The organism is Pseudomonas sp. LBUM1659 (assembly GCF_059716045.1).
Map to the genome: position 1 here is coordinate 1,600,960 of NZ_CP166797.1, position 16,804 is coordinate 1,617,763.

The window sequence follows — 16,804 nt, forward strand, 5'->3', positions numbered from 1 at the left end:
ATAATCGAGGAAACCGCCACCGCGCGGTCTTCGAAGCTTATTGGAGATAATAATAATGAACTGCCGTAAAGCTGATATTTCCCCGCGTCCTGCCGCGCACCTTGCTGATAATTGAGGTGTGGACATGAGCAAATCTACCGAAACCAAAGGCATCCAACTGACCCGCGCCCTGAAAAGCCGGCACATTTTCATGTTGTCGCTGGGCGGCGTGATCGGCACCGGACTGTTCATGGGCTCCGGCGTGACGATCAACCAGGGCGGGCCGGTGGGCGCGATTCTGGCGTATCTGGTCGCCGGCTTCCTGATGTACCTGGTGATGGTCTGCCTGGGCGAACTGTCCGTGCAGATGCCGGTGTCCGGCTCTTTTCAAACCCACGCGACCAAATTCATCGGGCCGGCCACCGGGTTCATGATCGGTTGGGTGTACTGGATGAGCTGGGCGACCACCGTGGGGCTGGAGTTCACGGCGGCGGGCATGTTGATGACGCGCTGGTTCCCTGCGGTGCCGATCTGGTACTGGTCGGCGTTGTTCGTGGTGGTGCTGTTCGGGTTGAACGCACTGGCGACCCGCGCCTTCGGTGAAGCGGAATACTGGTTCTCCGGGATCAAGGTCGCGGCGATTCTTGGCTTCATCGTGGTCGGCGTGCTGGTGATCTTCGGCGCAATCCCGCTGACCAGCGGTGCACCGGCACCGATGATGAGCAACCTGATTGGCGACTCACTGTTCCCCAACGGCCTGTCAGCCGTGTTCGCGGTGATGATGACCGTGGTCTACGCCTTCCAGGGCTGCGAGATCATGGGCGTGGCCGCCGGTGAAACCGATCAGCCGGAAAAAAGCATCCCGCGCGCGGTGCGCAACGTGGTGTTTCGCGTGTTGATTTTCTATGTGCTGGCGATTGTGGTGTTGTCGGCAATCGTGCCTTGGCAGCAGGCCGGATTGATGGAAAGTCCGTTCGTGCAAGTGTTCGACATGGTCGGCATTCCTTATGCCGCTGACCTGATGAACTTCGTGATCCTCACGGCGATTCTGTCGGTGGGCAACTCCGGCTTGTATGCCTCGACACGCATTCTGTGGGCAATGTCGAAGACCGGCATGGCGCCGAAAAGCCTGTCGCCCTTGAGTAAACGCGGCGTACCGCTGCGGGCTCTGAGCATCACCTTGTGCTTTGCGCTGGTGTCGCTGATGACCAGTTTTGTCGCGGCAGACACGCTGTTCATGGTGCTGATGGCGGTGAGCGGCATGTCGGGCACTGTGACCTGGATTGTGATTGCGCTGGCGCAGTACAAATTCCGCAAGGCCTATCTGCGCGATGGCGGAAAACTTAGCGACCTGAAATACCGCGCGCCGTGGTTCCCGCTGCTGCCGCTGACGTGCATTGCGTTGTGCTGCTCGCTGTTTGTGTTTCTGGCGCTGGATGAAACGCAACGCCCTTCGCTGTACTGGGGCTTTGGATTTATTGCGCTGTGCTATAGCGCGTACTTCCTGATTCATCGCAAGCGCGAAGCGGTGCTGGCGCCGAGCCTACCGGCTATCTGATTCTTTGAATTCACTGCTGTTCCTGTGGGAGCGGGCTTGCTCGCGAAGAGGGCGTGTCAGTTGACATCAATGTTGACTGACACACCCTCTTCGCGAGCAAGCCCGCTCCCACAGTTGTTTTGCGGCGGGCAGTAGATCTGCGACACACCGCGTTAGCTCCCCTGTAGGCAGTTGTTCGAAGTTGTAACAGTGAAATCCTCACAGCTCCGGTCTTTTCTAATAAATCCTTTAAATACAAACAGATAGCTTATTTTTAAAGCTGTTACAGCTCATTTCTTTGCTGATTGCTGCCTTACTGAACACTCGTTTAGTATGGCCTCAAGTCGCATCACCTCAGACCAATCAAAATAATTCGAGGATTAGCATGACTACTCAATCTTCTCTGCTCAGCCAGGTTGAAGCCGGCGTTGCCTGGATCACCCTCAATCGCACTGCTCAGCGTAATGCGCTGGACATTCCGACCCTGAAAAACCTGCACGCCATGCTCGAAGAATTCAACGCCGACCCTGCCGTGCGAGTCGTTGTGCTGACCGGCAGCGGTCGCAGCTTCTGCGCCGGTGCCGACCTCGCCGAGTGGGCCGAAGCCGAAGCCCGTGGCGCCCTCGAAACCTACGGCTGGACCGAAACCGCTCACGCCTTGATGAGCCGTTTGTACAGCCTGGAAAAACCCACCATCGCCGCCATCAACGGCACCGCCGTCGGCGCCGGAATGGACCTGACGTTGTGCTGCGACCTGCGCATCGCTGCGCAATCGGCGCGCTTCAAGGCCGGTTACACCAGCATGGCCTACTCGCCGGACGCCGGTGCCAGTTGGCATCTGCCACGGCTGATCGGTACCGAACAAGCCAAGCGCCTGCTGTTCCTCGACGAGTTGTGGGGCGCCGATCGCGCCCTGGCTGCCGGCCTGGTCGGCGAAGTCTGCGCCGATGAACATCTGTTCGACGTCACCACTGAACTCGCTTCGCGCCTGGCCAACGGCCCGACATTCGCCTTCGCCCAGACCAAAAAACTCATGCGCGAAGGCGCCCAACGCAGCCTGCCGGAGCAACTGCAAGCCGAGTTGGCCGCCGGCCTGTTGTGCGGTCGCAGCGAAGACGGCAACGAAGCCCTGCGCGCCGCCATCGAAAAACGCCCGGCCAGTTTTATCGGTCGATAAGCCCCGACACCACATTCAGCACATGAACAACAGGTAGCCCCATGAATTTCCAACTGACCCAAGAACAAGAAATGTTGGTGGACGCGGTACGCAGCTTTGTCGCCAAGGAACTGTTGCCCCATGAGGAGGCGGTCGACCGTGCCGACGAAGTTTCCCCGGAGCTGGCGGCACACATTCGCGGCAAGGCCATCGCCGCCGGTTTCTATGCCTTCAACATGCCGGAGGAAGTCGGCGGTGGCGGTCTGGACTACCTGTCGCAGGCACTGATCGAACGCGAACTGTCGAAGGTCTCATGGGCGCTGCATGTGTTCGTCGCACGGCCGTCGAAAATCCTCATGGCCTGCACGGGTGATCAGATCAACGACTACCTGTTGCCGTGCATCCAGGGCGAGAAAATCGACTGCTTCGCGCTGACCGAACCGGGTGCCGGTTCCGACGCCAACGCGATCAAGACCCGCGCCGTACGTGAGGGTGATGACTTCATTCTGAACGGCAGCAAACACTTCATCAGCCATGCCGGTCACGCCGATTTCGCCATCGTTTTTGCGGTCACCGACACCTACGAACACAACGGCCGCCAACGCAATGCCGTGACCTCGTTCCTGGTCGATCGCAACACGCCGGGCATGACCATCCGTCGTGGTCCGAAATGCGTGAGCAATCGCGGTTATCACACCTACGAAATGTTCTTCGACGATTGCCGCGTACCTGCCTCCAAAGTGCTGGGCGAAGTCGGCAAGGGCTGGGACGTGGCCAACGCCTGGCTCACTGCCGGGCGTGTCATGGTCGCTGCCAACTGCGTCGGTCAGGCGCAACGCGCGCTGGATGTGTCGCTGCAATGGGCGGCGGATCGCAAACAGTTCGGCCAACCGATCGGCACCTATCAGGGCATCTCGTTCAAGCTCGCCGACATGGTCACGCAGATCCGCGCGGCCGAACTGCTGACCTTGCACACCGCCTGGAAAATGGACCAGGGCACCATGACCGATGGCGAGGCCGGCATGGCCAAACTGTTCGCCAGTGAAGTGCTCGGCAAAGTGGCCGATGAGGCGGTACAAATTTTTGGTGGCATGGGCCTGATGGATGAATGTCCGGTGGAACGCATCTGGCGTAACGCGCGGATCGAGCGCGTCTGGGAAGGCACCTCGGAGATCCAGCGCCACATCATTTCCCGCGAATTGCTGCGGCCGCTGTTGCGCTGATCGGTCCGGAGAATTTCTATGTCGCAGACGATTCGTGACAACCTCAAACGCCTGCTCGCGCCGCGCCATTTGGCGTTTGTCGGTGGCCGCAGCATGGCTCGCGCCCTCAAGCGCTGCGCCGAAGGTGGCTATCTGGGCGAGATGTGGCTGGTCAATCCGCAGCACGACACGCTTGAAGGCGTACCGTGTGTGCGCAGCATCGCCGAGCTACCGTGCGGCCCGGACGCGGTGTTCATCGCGACCAACCGCGAACTGACCCTGACCTGCGTCGCCGAGCTGGCGGCCAAGGACGCGGGCGGAGCAATCTGCTACGCCTCCGGGTTCGCCGAAACCGGCGCCGAAGGCCTGGCCTTGCAGCAACAATTACTGAACGCAGCCGGCAGCATGGCGTTGCTCGGCCCCAACTGCTACGGCTTGCTCGACTACCTGCACAGCTCCGCGCTGTGGCCGGTGGCCCACGGCGGCAAGCCGGTGGAGAAGGGCGTCGCCGTGCTGACTCAGAGCGGCAACTTCGCCTACAACCTGTCGATGAGCGACCGTTCGCTGCCGGTGGCCTACATGGCGTCTGTCGGCAATCAAGCGCAATTGGGCATCGCCGAATTGATGGACGTGTTGCTCGATGAGCCGCGCGTTACTGCCATCGGCTTACACCTTGAAGGCCTGAAAAACGTGCCGGGTTTCGCCCGCGCCGCGCACAAGGCGCTGGAGAAAGGCATCCCGATCATCGCCCTGAAAACCGGCGTGTCGCAGATTGGTGCCGAACTGGCGCTCAGTCACACCAGTTCGCTGTCCGGCTCCGATGCGCTGTACGACAGCCTGTTTGCGCGCCTTGGTGTGATCCGCGTCAGTGGCCCGGTGAGTTTTGTCGAAACCCTGAAAGCCGCGGCATGCGGCAAGTTGCCGGCGGGCAACAGCTTGATCGCGCTCGCTTGTTCGGGCGGTGACGCCGGGCTGATTGCCGACTACGCCGAGCGCAACGACTTGAGTCTGCCCACGCTCGATGAAGGCCAAGTCGGAGAACTGGCGCAGGTGCTGCCCACCTACGCCAACCTGGTCAATCCACTGGATTTCACCACGGCGATCTGGGGCGACGGTGAAGCCTTGAACCGCATGCTCGACAGCGCCCTGCGCACTGAAGCCGATGCGGCGATGCTGGTGCTGGATTATCCATCGGAATCCACCGGCGAACGCAAAGAATGTGACCTGCTGCTGGAGTTGTTTTGTGCCGCGCTGGTGCGCCACGGCAAGACCGGTTTCGTCACCTCGGCGTTTCCGGAACTGCTGCCGGCCCACGCTCGTGAACGGCTGCATGCGCAGGGCGTGGCGGCGTTGCAAGGGGTGGAAGATGGCTTGGTGGCGTGGGGCCGCATTGCCGGTTATCAGCGCAATCGTCAGGCGCTGCTGGCACTCGGTGAATCGGCGCTGGTGCCGCTGTGCCCGCAGGCGCTAGAAGGTGATGGTCACTTGCTCAACGAGTGGGATTCCAAAAGCGCATTGCGCGCCTTTGGCCTGCGGACGCCCAACGGCGTTTTGAGTACGCCGGATAAAGCACTGAGTGACGCCAACGCGCTGGGTTATCCGCTGGTGCTAAAAGCGGTCAGCGCGCAGCTTCCACACAAAACCGAAGCCGGTGCCGTGGCGCTGAACCTCAAGGACGCCACCGCCCTGAGCGCTGCGCTGGAAAAAATGCGCGCAAGCATTGCCGAGTACGCGCCGCAAGTGCCGTTCGATCAAGTGCTGCTGGAGCCGATGGCTAAACCGCCCTTGGCTGAATTGATCGTCGGCATCAAGCGTGAAAACGACTTCGGCCTGGCCCTGGTCATCGGTGCTGGCGGGATTCTGGTGGAGTTGCTCAAGGACAGCCGCAGCCTCCTGCTGCCGACCACCGACGGCGCCATTCGCAAGGCCGTGTTGAGCCTGCGCAGCGCCGCGTTGCTGCAAGGTTTTCGCGGTCGAGAAGCGGCGGATCTGGAGTCGCTGGTTGCGGCGATCCACGCGGTGGCCGATTACGCCTGCGAAAACGCCGGGCAGTTGCTGGAACTCGATGTGAACCCATTGTTGGTCGGTGCCGCCGGCACGACTGCTGTCGACGCGTTGATTCGCCTCGGCCACGAATGAGGAATTGAATATGCAAACCACAACTTTGACCGGCGGCCAGGCCCTGGTGCGTCTGCTGGCCAACTACGGCGTCGACACCGTGTTCGGGATTCCCGGCGTGCACACGCTGGAACTGTATCGCGGCCTGCCCGGCAGCGGCATTCGCCATGTGCTGACCCGTCATGAGCAAGGCGCCAGTTTCATGGCCGACGGCTATGCGCGGGTCAGCGGCAAACCGGGCGTGTGCTTCATCATCACCGGCCCCGGCGTGACCAATGCCGCGACCGGTATCGGCCAGGCGTATGCCGACTCGATTCCGATGCTGGTGATTTCCAGCGTCAACCACACCGCCAGCCTCGGCAAGGGCTGGGGTTGTCTGCATGAAACCCAGGACCAGCGCTCGATCACCGCGCCGATCACCGCCTTCTCGGCGGTCGCATTAAGCGCCGAAGACCTGCCCGAGTTGATCGCCCGCGCCTACGCGGTGTTCGACAGCGAGCGCCCGCGCCCGGTGCACATCTCGGTGCCGCTGGACGTGCTGTCGGCAAAAATCACCCGTGACTGGAGCAACGACGTCGTGCGTCGCCCGGGGCGCGGTGCAGCATCAACCACAGCGCTGGACGAGGCCGTGGCCAAGCTGAAAAACGCCAAGCGGCCGATGATCATTGCCGGTGGCGGCGCGTTGAATGCGCAGCAAGCATTGCAAGACATCAGCACCCGACTCGCCGCGCCACTGTTCACCAGCGTCGCTGGCAAAGGTTTGTTGCCGCCGGATGCACCGCTGAACGCGGGCTCGACCCTGTGCGTCGAACCTGGCTGGAACCTGATCGCCGAAGCCGACGTGGTGCTGGCGGTCGGCACCGAAATGGCCGATACCGATTTCTGGCGCGAACGCTTGCCGCTGAATGCCGAACTGCTGCGCGTGGACATTGACCCGCGCAAGTTCAACGACTTCTACCCGTGTGCGGTGGCGATGCATGGCGATGCGCAGCAAACCCTCGCCGCGTTGTTGGAACGTCTGCCGTCCACCGCGCGTGATGCCAGTGCCGCGATTGCCGCGGTGGCAGCCCTGCGTGAAGCGGTGAGCAATGGCCACGGCCCGCTGCAGTCGATCCATCAAGCGATTCTTGAACGAATCGCCGCCGAACTGCCGGCCGATGCGTTCATCAGCACCGACATGACTCAACTGGCCTACACCGGCAACTACGCCTTCAAGAGTCTGGCGCCACGCAGTTGGTTGCACCCGACCGGCTACGGCACCTTGGGCTACGGCTTGCCGGCGGGCATCGGCGCCAAGTTCGGTGCACCGCAGCGGCCAGGTCTGGTGTTGGTTGGCGACGGCGGTTTCCTCTACACCGCGCAAGAACTGGCGACCGCCGTCGAAGAACTCGACAGCCCGCTGGTGGTGCTGCTGTGGAACAACGACGCGCTGGGACAAATCCGCGACGACATGCTCGGGCTCGACATCGAACCGATTGGCGTACTGCCACGCAACCCGGATTTCGCCGCCCTTGGTCGCGCGTTCGGTTGCACCGTGAGCCAGCCGCAAAGTCTGGCCGAGCTGCAAACCGATCTGCGCCACGGCTTCAAGCGCAACGGCGTGACCCTGATCGAACTCAAGCAGGCGTGCGCGCACTGATTTTCATTTTCTGGCAGAGGTATCGCCATGCGCTTTTCCGATCTGACTCAACGTATCGCCGGTGACGGCGCTGCTGCGTGGGACATCCATTACCGCGCACTCGCGCTGCAAGAGCAGGGTGAAGACATTCTGCTGCTGTCGGTCGGCGACCCGGATTTCGACACCCCGGCGCCGATCGTGCAGGCGGCCATCGACAGCTTGTTGTCCGGCAACACCCACTACGCCGACGTGCGTGGTAAACGCGCCTTGCGTGAAAGTATCGCCAGACACTACGGACGGCGCAGCGGCCAACAGGTCTCGGCCGAACAGGTCATCGTCCTGGCCGGCGCGCAATGTGCGTTGTTCAGCGTCGCCCAATGCGTGCTCAACCCTGGCGATGAAGTGATCGTCGCCGAGCCGATGTACGTGACGTACGAAGCCGTATTCGGTGCCTGTGGCGCCGTGGTGATTCCGGTGCCGGTGCGTTCGGAAAACGGTTTCCGCGTGCTGCCTGAAGATGTCGCGGCCTGCATCACGCCGCGCACTCGGGCATTGGCGTTGAACAGCCCGCACAACCCGTCCGGTGCCAGTTTGTCCCGCACCACCTGGCAAGCGTTGGCCGACCTTTGTATCGCCCACGACCTGTGGCTGATTTCCGATGAGGTCTACAGCGAGCTGTTGTTCGACGGCGAGCACGTCAGCCCGGCCAGTTTGCCGGGCATGGCCGAGCGGACCGCGACGCTCAACAGCCTGTCGAAATCCCACGCCATGACCGGTTGGCGAATCGGCTGGGCGGTGGCGCCACCGGCCCTCGCGGCACACTTGGAAAACCTTGCGCTGTGCATGCTCTACGGCTTGCCGGATTTCGTGCAGGACGCCGCCGTCGTCGCCCTCGAAAGCAACTTGCCCGAGCTGGAGGCAATGCGTGAAGCCTATCGCCAACGCCGCGATCTGGTCTGCGAATGCCTGGCCGATTGTCCCGGCGTACGCGCCTTGAAACCTGATGGTGGGATGTTCGTGATGGTCGATATCCGCGACACCGGGCTCAGCGCCCAGGCGTTTGCCGACCGCTTGCTCGACCGCCATGGCGTCTCGGTGCTGGCCGGTGAAGCCTTCGGTCCGAGCGCTGCCGGGCACATTCGCCTGGGGCTGGTGTTGGACGCGCAGCCGTTGCGTGACGCTTGCCAGCGCATCACCCGTTGCGCCACTGAATTGCTGGAGTCTCAGGTTCATGCATAACCACAAAACGCTGTTTATCGATGGCCGCTGGCAACCCCCTTCCGGCCAAGGCATCGCCGAAGTGATCAACCCGGCGACTGAAGAAGTCGCGGGCTCAGTGCCGCTGGGCGATGAGCGTGATGTCGACAACGCGGTGGCCGCCGCACGCAAGGCGTTCAGTTCATGGTCGCGCACGCCGTCGAGTGTGCGTGCTGGCTACATCCGCGCCCTCGCCGAGCAGTTGCGCGCGCGGGCCGACGAGATGGCATCCGTCATCACCGTTGAGTTGGGCATGCCGGTGCAATGGTGCCGCTCGGTGCAGGTCGACGGCCCGATCCTCGGGCTGGAGCAGTACGTTGAGCTCGCAGGTTTGATGGACGAAGTGCGTGAGGTCGGCAACTCGCTGGTGATTCGCGAAGCGGTGGGCGTGTGCGCCTTCATCAATCCTTGGAACTACCCGCTGCATCAACTGATCGGCAAACTCGCCCCGGCGCTGGCCGCCGGTTGCACCGTGGTGGTCAAGCCGAGCCAGGAAACCCCTCTGCACGCCTTTTTGCTGGCGCAGATGATTGAAGCCATCGGCTTGCCGGCCGGCGTGTTCAACCTGGTCAGCGGGCCGGGTTCTAAGGTCGGCGAAGCGCTGGCCAAACACCCGGACGTGGACCTGGTGTCGTTCACCGGTTCCACCGGCGCCGGGGTTCGCGTGGCGCAAGCGGCGGCACCTTCGGTGAAGCGCGTGTGCCTGGAACTGGGCGGCAAGTCGCCGCTGCTGATTGCCGAAGACGCCGACCTCGCCGCTGCTGTGCGCTACGGCGTGCAAGACGTGATGATCAACTCCGGCCAAACCTGCACCGCGTTGACCCGCATGCTGCTGCCGGCCAGTCGTTACGCTGAAGCCGTGGAACTGGCAATCGCCGAAACCCAGAGCTTACGCATGGGCGATCCGCTGGACCCGCAGAGTTTCCTCGGGCCGATGTGTTCGGCGGCGCAACGGCGCACCGTGCGTGATTACATCCAGGTCGGCCAACAGGAAGGCGCACGGCTGGTCTGCGGCGGCGACACGGCCGACGCATTCGAGCGTGGTTTCTACGTCAGCCCGACGCTGTTCGCCGACGTCGACAACCGGATGCGCATCGCCCAGGAAGAAATCTTCGGCCCGGTGCTGTGCCTGATTCCCTACACCGATGAAGCGCAGGCGATTCAGATTGCCAACGATTCACCGTTCGGCTTGTCCAGCGGTGTCTGGGCTGGCAGCGCAGAACGCGCCTTGCAGCTCGGGCGGCAGTTGCGTGCCGGGCAGTGTTTCCTCAACGGCGCGGCGTTCAATTATCAGGCGCCGTTCGGCGGCTACAAACAATCGGGCAATGGCCGGGAGTGGGGCGAGGAAGGGCTCAACGAGTTTGTTGAAGTGAAGGCGATTCAGGTGTGATCGCTCATTGAATGCGCGCGCGTTACCGACTTCAAATTCAACGCTGGTCAATGTTTAAGGAATTGTCATGAAAGTACTGATCGTCCACGCTCACCCGGAGCCGAAATCTTTCACCGCCGCCCTGCGTGACCAGGCTGTCGCGACCCTTGAAGCCCAAGGGCATGAGGTTCAGGTCAGCGACTTGTACGCGATGAACTGGAACCCGGTGGCGAGCGCCGATGACTTTTCTTCTCGGGAGAACCCGGAGTACCTGGTGTATGCCCTGGAGCAACGGCTGGGTGTGAAAAGCCAGTCCCTGGCGCCGGACATCCAGCAAGAACTCGACAAGTTACTGTGGGCGGACCTGCTGATCCTCAATTTCCCGATTTTCTGGTTCTCGGCCCCGGCGATGCTCAAGGGCTGGATCGACCGGGTGCTGGTGTCCGGGATCTGCTACGGCGGCAAACGTTTTTATGATCAGGGCGGCTTGAGCGGCAAGAAGGCTTTGGTGACCGTCACCCTGGGCGGGCGCGAGCACATGTTCGGTGACGGCGCGATTCACGGTCCGCTGGAAGACATGCTGCGGCCGATCCTGCGCGGCACGCTGGCGTATGTTGGTTTTGATGTGCTGGAGCCGTTCGTGGCGTGGCATGTGCCGTACATCAGCGACGAGGCGCGCAAAGAGTTCCTGACGAGCTATCAGCATCGGCTGGAACACTTGAGCGATGATCAGCCGATGCAGTTTCCGAAGTTGGCGCAGTTTGATGAGGGGTTGTATCCGTTGCGTGGTTGAATATCCGGGTTTTGGCCAAGGGTTTGATGTCGTTCATTCGGGCCTCTTTGTGAGCAAGCCCGCTTGTATGTTCAGACTTGAGGGGGCTAGTCCGACCACAGCAAAATCGCAGACTGAGTCATTAACAAAGAAACTTTATCGGCAAGTGGTGAGGTTCAGCGCTGGTGCAGCCTGCAACCTCTTTATCTTCGTATACCAAACCCAAAAACCTCACCATTCTCCAGCACTCCACCCCTACCATTCGTCGCTACTGTCAGATTTGACAGTAGTCGGACCGTCTTCAGTTTTTGTTTGATATCTCGTCGGGACTGACCTACTGAAGGTCGTCCACGCCTACTGAAAAAGGATAGTTTCCATGGTCACTCAGTCCACAAATACTCCGCTGCTCCTCAGCGGCATGAATTTCACCCTGCGAGACTCGCCGCTTGAATGGATCGTCGTTGGTGACCCCGAAGGCACCTCCGCCCAACTTCCAGGTTCAGGCAGCTTGCCCCCATGCACCTACAAGTCATCCCGTCCCGATGTAGCATCAGTCGATAACCTTGGGGTTGTTCGCAGCGTATGGAATGGAACGGCAGAGATCTCTGTGGCAGACGCTGCGGGCAACACTCAGTCATTTAAGGTCACTGTAGAGAATGTCTACCGCATTCTGTACAACCCAACCCTCTTGACATGGCAGGAAACGCAGCATTGGATCAAAAACGTTGATGGGATCCCTTTTGACAAAGAAGTTGACAAGTATCTCGGGATTTTGCGGGCAAAATATAGAGCTACCAAAGATGCTGCCACTTCAATTGCCTACGGCACTGGCCAGAATGCCTCCCCTAATCCAGACCCCATGCAGTCTGCTCTCGTGGGATCGTCAGGGCCGTACGACTCGTGGTGGTATGGCCACGGGACTGTCACCAATAAACCTCTGCCTGGTTTGTGTTACAAGCGTTGACGGATCGCTGACGGTGAATCGAGAGCCGGATAACTTCGACCCGTAGCAATTGTGGTAAGTCAAAAGATCGCAACCTGCGGCAGCTCCTCTAGGTATATACCAATCCATGTAGAAGCTGCCGAAGGCTGCGACCTTTGATGTTGATGTCGGCGCCTCGGCAGTGATGTCCGGTCCTAGATCTCCTTCACCGGCGTCTCCCCCTCAACCCCTTTGATCAACCCGATGGCATGCAGGCAATCGGCCTTGTTCACATACGACTCGCCACTGGCGATGGTCTCGTGATTCCCCGCCCTCAACCGCCAGCGCCACTGTCCTTTGCCGGTGCTCGGGGTGCCTTTGGATTGCCTGTAAATCTCGAAATACATACTGCTCGCTCCATGCGATGGGTTATTGCGACAACCTGTGTGACGCATCAGGGGCAAGCCTAGCGGAGCTGGTTTTTTTGGCCATCAGGCATTTGTTTCCAGGCATTTGAAAATATTTCCGCCGACGCCGGCAGGACGATGAACCGCGACTTGATATCCGCTGGACATAGACGCCTCCGTCGGGCCTTTCTACACTGCCTCAAGTGTCGGGGACCGGGGGCAAGGAATGAATCGTAATGAACTGCGCAAGGCGGACATCAACCTGATGGTGGTGTTCGAAACGTTGATGCTCGAGCGCAACGTGACGCGGGTGGCGGAGAAGCTGTTTCTCGGTCAACCGACCATCAGTTCCGCGCTCAACCGCCTGCGGACGATGTTCAACGATCCACTGTTCATCCGCGTCGGCCACCGCATGGAGCCGACAGCCCGAGCCGAGGAGTTGATTCAATACCTGTCACCGGCGCTGGATTCGCTGTCGATGGCATTAAGCCTGACCCACGATTTCGACCCGGCCAGCAGCACCATGACGTTTCGCATCGGGCTGTCGGATGACGTCGAGTTCGGCCTGCTCCCGCCGCTCCTGCGTGCCTTGCGCCAGGAAGCACCAAAGGTGGTGTTTGTGGTTCAGCATGTCGATTACTGGCGTATTCCCGATTTGCTGGCGGCCGGCGACATCACCGTGGGCATCAGCCAGACCCGTGGCCTGCCGGCCAACGCCAAGCGCAAGTTGTTGCGGCACATCATGCCGAGCATCCTGCGCGCCGATGCGTCCGACACACCGCTGACGCTCGATGAATATTGCTCACGCCCTCATGTGTTGGTTTCCCACACCGCGAACGTCAGTGGTTACGCCGATGAGTGGCTGGCGGAGATAGGGCGTACGCGCCAGGTTGTCCTTTCCGTGCCGCAATACAGCTCGTTGCCGGCCTTGCTCGCCGGCACCGATTTGATCGCCAGCCTGCCCGATTACGCGGCCGAAGCCATGGCGGCATCCGGTTTGCTGTTCAAGGAACCGTTCCCGTTCAAGACCCCGACCCTCGACCTGTCGATGGTCTGGCTCAGCCATGTCGACACCGACCCCGCCGAACGCTGGTTACGTTCGCGTCTGGAAGTATTCATGAGTGAGCGCTCGCCATTGCCGCTGCCCCAGTGAGTAAGACGGTGCTGTGTTATACGTAGGATCTTTCTGCCCTCTATCTGGAGCCGCCACATGCCCCACCTGCACATGGAATACACCGCCAATCTGCCGGAGCTGAACGCCGACGTGGCATTGATCCGACTCAATAATGCCTTGGTGGCTTCCGGTCAATTTGCTGCGGAGTCCGACATCAAGAGCCGAGCGCTGAAGGTCGAGACCTTCAAGGTCGGGACTGCGTTGAGTGAACGGGCGTTTGTGCATGTGAAGCTGGCATTGTTGAGCGGTCGCTCACCGCAGATTAAACAGCAGCTGTCGGAGAGCTTGCTGGCCGTGGTCCAGGACCTGTGTGAATGGCCAACCGGCGTGGAAGTGCAGCTGTGCGTGGAAATCCTCGATATCGATCGCGAGTCCTACGCCAAGGCCGCCATCAGCGGCTGAATCTCAGGCCATGGCCTGCTCGGCGCAAACGTCGATCACCTGCTCACGCAGCCAGGCGTTGGCGCTGTCCTGATCGGCGCGTTGACTCCACTGCATGTCCAGGGTGAAACCCGGCACGCCGTTGGGGGCTTCGCAGTGATTGAAAATCGACTCATTGGCCAGCAATTGCTGGATGCGGCGGGGCAGGGTCAGGATGAAGTCGGTGCCGGTGATCATCTTCAGCGCCGCGCTGTAGCTGTTGGCACGCGCGATAATCTGCCGCTTGTGCGCCTGTTGCGCCAGCCAGCCGTCGACCCTGTTGGTGGGGGACGTCCACGGGGTCGCAAACACGTGCCGGCGCTCGACAAAGGCTGACAGGCTTAAGCGCGGTTCGAGTGGCGTGGCGCGTTTGTCGAACACACAAACCAGGTCATCTTCCAGCAACATCCGGGATTTGAAACCCGTGTGGTCGCGATGGAAGTCAGGGCCGAAACAGATCACCAGATCGAGACTGCCATCGCGCAACTCGTCGGCCGGGATGTCGGTTTCGAACTTGTGCATGTTGACTATCACCGGCTGGTCGGCGAAATCGAAGCGCTTGAGCAGTCGCGGCAGAATCAGCTGCTCGAAGTACTCCGGCGCGCAGATATTGAACGTCACCGCTTGCAAGGTCGGGTCGAAGGCTTGAGGGCCGGCGTGGCACAGATTGATGCTTTCGAGGATTTTCAGCACAGGCGAGTACATGGTGCTGGCCTTGTAGGTGGGGCGCATACCGGTGCGAGTTTTGATGAACAACTCGTCTTCAAAACCGGTACGCAGCTTTTTCAGGCAGTAACTCACCGTGGACTGGCTGACGCAGAGTGCTTCGGACACACCGGTGACGCTGCTTTGTTCGTACACGGCGACAAACACCATGAGGTCCTGCATGTCGAGCTTTCTAAGCAAGTTACTGTTCAGCATCCGTTCTGTCTCGCTGTGCTCCTTGCGCTGACAGTGCGCAAACGTGTGCGAAAGATCCTAACGGAACGATGGTGCCAGGAGAATGCCTTGTAGGAGGTTTCTGTTTATTTCCTGTAGGGAGCCGAGCTTGCTCGCGATGGCGGTGTGACAGTCAATATTCATGGTGACTGACACACCGCCATCGCGAGCAAGCTCGGCTCCTACACGGGTGGACGGTGTATGGGAGGTGATTGTTTAGCCTATCCACAACCAAGGTTCTTCAAATCCTGATTTAAAGACTTAACTGGCCGTGTGACGCTGCCGCTCATCTGTTCTCTGCGGTTTTATCTATGGGCGATTGTCCCGTCGCACTTCCCTCCGAGTTGGCCTTCTGGGCGCTGTGGCACTGTCGTCACGCACGCCCACCGGATTCCTGCATTTCCCGTTGATTGTTCTGACAGGTCCGGCGCCCGGCGCTGGATTGAATCGGCGACGCCTGCGCGTTTGCCTGACGCGGAAAAAGAGAATTCCCATGAGTTGTGCCACGACATCGTTCGCCTCCCCGCAAGAAGCCCTGACCTTTCTCGAACAGAACCCGGACATTGAAATGTTCGAGCTGTTCATCCTCGACAACAACGGCGTGCCCCGGGGCAAGTTGTTGCATCGCGATGAACTGCTGGCGGTGTACGACAGTGGCCGGCCGTTGCCAAGCACCATTCTTGGCCTGACCATTAATGGCGATGACGTGGAGAACTCCGGACTGGTCTGGGATGTCGGCGATATTGACTGCCGCGCCTACCCGGTCAGCGGCAGTTTGACGCGCATGCCGTGGCGGTTGATTCCCACGGCGGCGGTGCAAGTCAGCATGCATCCGAAAGAAGGCATGCCGGCGACAATTGCCGATCCTCGGCACTTGTTGGCGAAAGTGATCGAAGGCTTGCAGGCGGACGGTTATTACCCGGTCATGGCGGCGGAGCTTGAGTTTTATCTGCTGGATCAGCAGCGCGACAGCCAGGGACGACCGCAACCGGCGCGGGATGTCGATGGCGGGCGGCCGCGCACGACGCAAGTCTACGGTTTACGTGAGCTGGAGCAGATCGAGCCGTTTCTGGCCGATCTCTACAGTGCCTGCAAGTTGCAGGGGATTCCAGCGCGTACGGCGATTTCCGAATATGCGCCGGGCCAAGTGGAAATTACCCTCGAACACCGCACCGATGCCCTACAGGCGATGGACGAAGCGGTGCGCTACAAACGGCTGGTCAAGGGCGTGGCCCACAAGCACGGGATGACGGCCTGCTTCATGGCCAAACCCTTCGACGACCTGGCGGGCACCGGGATGCACATGCACGTCAGCCTGGCGGACAAGGAGGGCAACAATCTGTTCGCCAGCGAAGCGCCGGACGGTACGCCGCTGCTCAGGCAAGCCGTCGGTGGGATGCTCAGCACCTTGCTCGATTCGTTGCTGTTGTTCTGCCCGAATGCCAACTCCTACCGTCGATTCCAGACCAACAGTTATGCGCCCCTGGCGGCGACCTGGGGCGTGGATAACCGCACGGTGAGCTTGCGCGTGCCAGGCGGGCCGGCGTTCTCCCGGCACATCGAACACCGTATTTGCGGCGCCGACGCCAACCCGTACCTGGCCGCCGCGGCGATCCTGGCCGGTATCCATCGCGGAATCCGCGAACAACTCGACCCGGGTGCGCCGGTGGAAGGCAATGGATACGCCCAGGCCACGGAATTGCTACCGACCGATTGGCTGACCACGTTGCGCGCACTGGAAGGTTCGACTTGGGCGCGTGAAGCGTTCGGGCAACCCTTCCTTGGCGTTTACCTGGCGGTGAAACGCGCCGAGTACCGACAGTTCATGGGCGAGGTCGGTGAGCAGGATTGGCGCTGGTATCTGCATCAGGCCTGAACCATTCTCAAATGGTCAAAACGTTGATCGCAGGTTTAATAAGCCAACTAATCGTTGG

At 60.7% G+C, this 16,804-nt stretch carries 14 protein-coding genes; 12 read left to right on the forward strand and 2 right to left on the reverse strand.

Translation table 11 applies throughout. The annotated features are described in order from the left end of the window. Positions 1–124 precede the first annotated feature (124 nt). From ACA048_RS07205 to ACA048_RS07245, 9 genes are all read left to right on the forward strand, one after another. Positions 125–1,537, forward strand: a complete 1,413-nt coding sequence (locus tag ACA048_RS07205; protein WP_497628532.1) for an amino acid permease — start codon at positions 125–127, stop codon at positions 1,535–1,537. 364 nt (positions 1,538–1,901) lie between these two features. Then, positions 1,902–2,693, forward strand: a complete 792-nt coding sequence (locus ACA048_RS07210; protein ID WP_497628534.1) for an enoyl-CoA hydratase/isomerase family protein — start codon at positions 1,902–1,904, stop codon at positions 2,691–2,693. A 41-nt stretch (positions 2,694–2,734) separates the two neighbouring features. Further along, the gene (locus tag ACA048_RS07215; RefSeq protein ID WP_497628536.1) at positions 2,735–3,895 is read left to right on the forward strand and encodes an acyl-CoA dehydrogenase family protein; all 1,161 of its coding nucleotides are present in this window, start codon (positions 2,735–2,737) and stop codon (positions 3,893–3,895) included. Between the two features lie 18 nt (positions 3,896–3,913). Then, positions 3,914–6,013: an acetate--CoA ligase family protein gene (locus ACA048_RS07220; protein ID WP_497628538.1), complete on the forward strand. Its 2,100-nt coding sequence runs from the start codon at positions 3,914–3,916 to the stop codon at positions 6,011–6,013. A gap of 10 nt (positions 6,014–6,023) precedes the next feature. Further along, a complete protein-coding gene (locus ACA048_RS07225; RefSeq protein WP_497628539.1) occupies positions 6,024–7,631 on the forward strand; it encodes a 5-guanidino-2-oxopentanoate decarboxylase in 1,608 nt (535 codons plus the stop codon). Positions 7,632–7,658: 27 nt separating this feature from the next. Then, complete coding sequence (locus ACA048_RS07230; protein WP_497628540.1) at positions 7,659–8,849, forward strand: pyridoxal phosphate-dependent aminotransferase; 1,191 nt, start codon at positions 7,659–7,661, stop codon at positions 8,847–8,849. Further along, on the forward strand, positions 8,842–10,257 hold the full coding sequence (locus ACA048_RS07235) for an aldehyde dehydrogenase family protein (protein ID WP_497628541.1): 1,416 nt from the start codon (positions 8,842–8,844) through the stop codon (positions 10,255–10,257). The genes ACA048_RS07230 and ACA048_RS07235 overlap by 8 nt, the downstream gene beginning before the upstream one ends. 67 nt (positions 10,258–10,324) lie before the next feature. Then, the gene (locus tag ACA048_RS07240) at positions 10,325–11,029 is read left to right on the forward strand and encodes an NAD(P)H-dependent oxidoreductase (RefSeq protein ID WP_497628542.1); all 705 of its coding nucleotides are present in this window, start codon (positions 10,325–10,327) and stop codon (positions 11,027–11,029) included. Positions 11,030–11,384: 355 nt separating this feature from the next. Continuing rightward, positions 11,385–11,972 carry a hypothetical protein gene (locus tag ACA048_RS07245; protein WP_497628543.1) on the forward strand — a complete coding sequence of 196 codons (588 nt, stop codon included), beginning with the start codon at positions 11,385–11,387 and terminating at the stop codon, positions 11,970–11,972. Between the two features lie 173 nt (positions 11,973–12,145). Here the strand turns inward: ACA048_RS07245 and ACA048_RS07250 are convergent, their stop codons facing one another. After that, positions 12,146–12,337, reverse strand: coding sequence for a YegP family protein (locus tag ACA048_RS07250; RefSeq protein ID WP_010462174.1), 192 nt, complete (start codon positions 12,335–12,337; stop codon positions 12,146–12,148). Between the two features lie 226 nt (positions 12,338–12,563). Between ACA048_RS07250 and ACA048_RS07255 the strand changes: the two genes are divergently transcribed. Beyond that, positions 12,564–13,490 (forward strand): LysR substrate-binding domain-containing protein, encoded by a 927-nt coding sequence (locus ACA048_RS07255; RefSeq protein ID WP_497628544.1) that lies wholly within the window; start codon positions 12,564–12,566, stop codon positions 13,488–13,490. A 57-nt stretch (positions 13,491–13,547) separates the two neighbouring features. Then, on the forward strand, positions 13,548–13,913 hold the full coding sequence (locus ACA048_RS07260) for a 5-carboxymethyl-2-hydroxymuconate Delta-isomerase (protein WP_497628545.1): 366 nt from the start codon (positions 13,548–13,550) through the stop codon (positions 13,911–13,913). Positions 13,914–13,916: 3 nt separating this feature from the next. Here the strand turns inward: ACA048_RS07260 and ACA048_RS07265 are convergent, their stop codons facing one another. Continuing rightward, positions 13,917–14,852 carry a LysR family transcriptional regulator gene (locus tag ACA048_RS07265; RefSeq protein ID WP_497628546.1) on the reverse strand — a complete coding sequence of 312 codons (936 nt, stop codon included), beginning with the start codon at positions 14,850–14,852 and terminating at the stop codon, positions 13,917–13,919. A gap of 511 nt (positions 14,853–15,363) precedes the next feature. Here ACA048_RS07265 and ACA048_RS07270 point away from each other — a divergent pair. Continuing rightward, positions 15,364–16,746 (forward strand): glutamine synthetase family protein, encoded by a 1,383-nt coding sequence (locus ACA048_RS07270; protein ID WP_223511404.1) that lies wholly within the window; start codon positions 15,364–15,366, stop codon positions 16,744–16,746. The last annotated feature ends 58 nt before the right edge of the window (positions 16,747–16,804 follow it).

Bases quoted from the DNA above. Each gene is read 5' to 3' on its own strand.
- ACA048_RS07205 (WP_497628532.1), top strand. From the start codon at position 125: ATGAGCAAATCTACCGAAACCAAAGGCATCCAACTGACCCGCGCCCTG.
- ACA048_RS07210 (WP_497628534.1), top strand. From the start codon at position 1,902: ATGACTACTCAATCTTCTCTGCTCAGCCAGGTTGAAGCCGGCGTTGCC.
- ACA048_RS07215 (WP_497628536.1), top strand. From the start codon at position 2,735: ATGAATTTCCAACTGACCCAAGAACAAGAAATGTTGGTGGACGCGGTA.
- ACA048_RS07220 (WP_497628538.1), top strand. From the start codon at position 3,914: ATGTCGCAGACGATTCGTGACAACCTCAAACGCCTGCTCGCGCCGCGC.
- ACA048_RS07225 (WP_497628539.1), top strand. From the start codon at position 6,024: ATGCAAACCACAACTTTGACCGGCGGCCAGGCCCTGGTGCGTCTGCTG.
- ACA048_RS07230 (WP_497628540.1), top strand. From the start codon at position 7,659: ATGCGCTTTTCCGATCTGACTCAACGTATCGCCGGTGACGGCGCTGCT.
- ACA048_RS07235 (WP_497628541.1), top strand. From the start codon at position 8,842: ATGCATAACCACAAAACGCTGTTTATCGATGGCCGCTGGCAACCCCCT.
- ACA048_RS07240 (WP_497628542.1), top strand. From the start codon at position 10,325: ATGAAAGTACTGATCGTCCACGCTCACCCGGAGCCGAAATCTTTCACC.
- ACA048_RS07245 (WP_497628543.1), top strand. From the start codon at position 11,385: ATGGTCACTCAGTCCACAAATACTCCGCTGCTCCTCAGCGGCATGAAT.
- ACA048_RS07250 (WP_010462174.1), bottom strand. From the start codon at position 12,337: ATGTATTTCGAGATTTACAGGCAATCCAAAGGCACCCCGAGCACCGGC.
- ACA048_RS07255 (WP_497628544.1), top strand. From the start codon at position 12,564: ATGAATCGTAATGAACTGCGCAAGGCGGACATCAACCTGATGGTGGTG.
- ACA048_RS07260 (WP_497628545.1), top strand. From the start codon at position 13,548: ATGCCCCACCTGCACATGGAATACACCGCCAATCTGCCGGAGCTGAAC.
- ACA048_RS07265 (WP_497628546.1), bottom strand. From the start codon at position 14,852: ATGCTGAACAGTAACTTGCTTAGAAAGCTCGACATGCAGGACCTCATG.
- ACA048_RS07270 (WP_223511404.1), top strand. From the start codon at position 15,364: ATGAGTTGTGCCACGACATCGTTCGCCTCCCCGCAAGAAGCCCTGACC.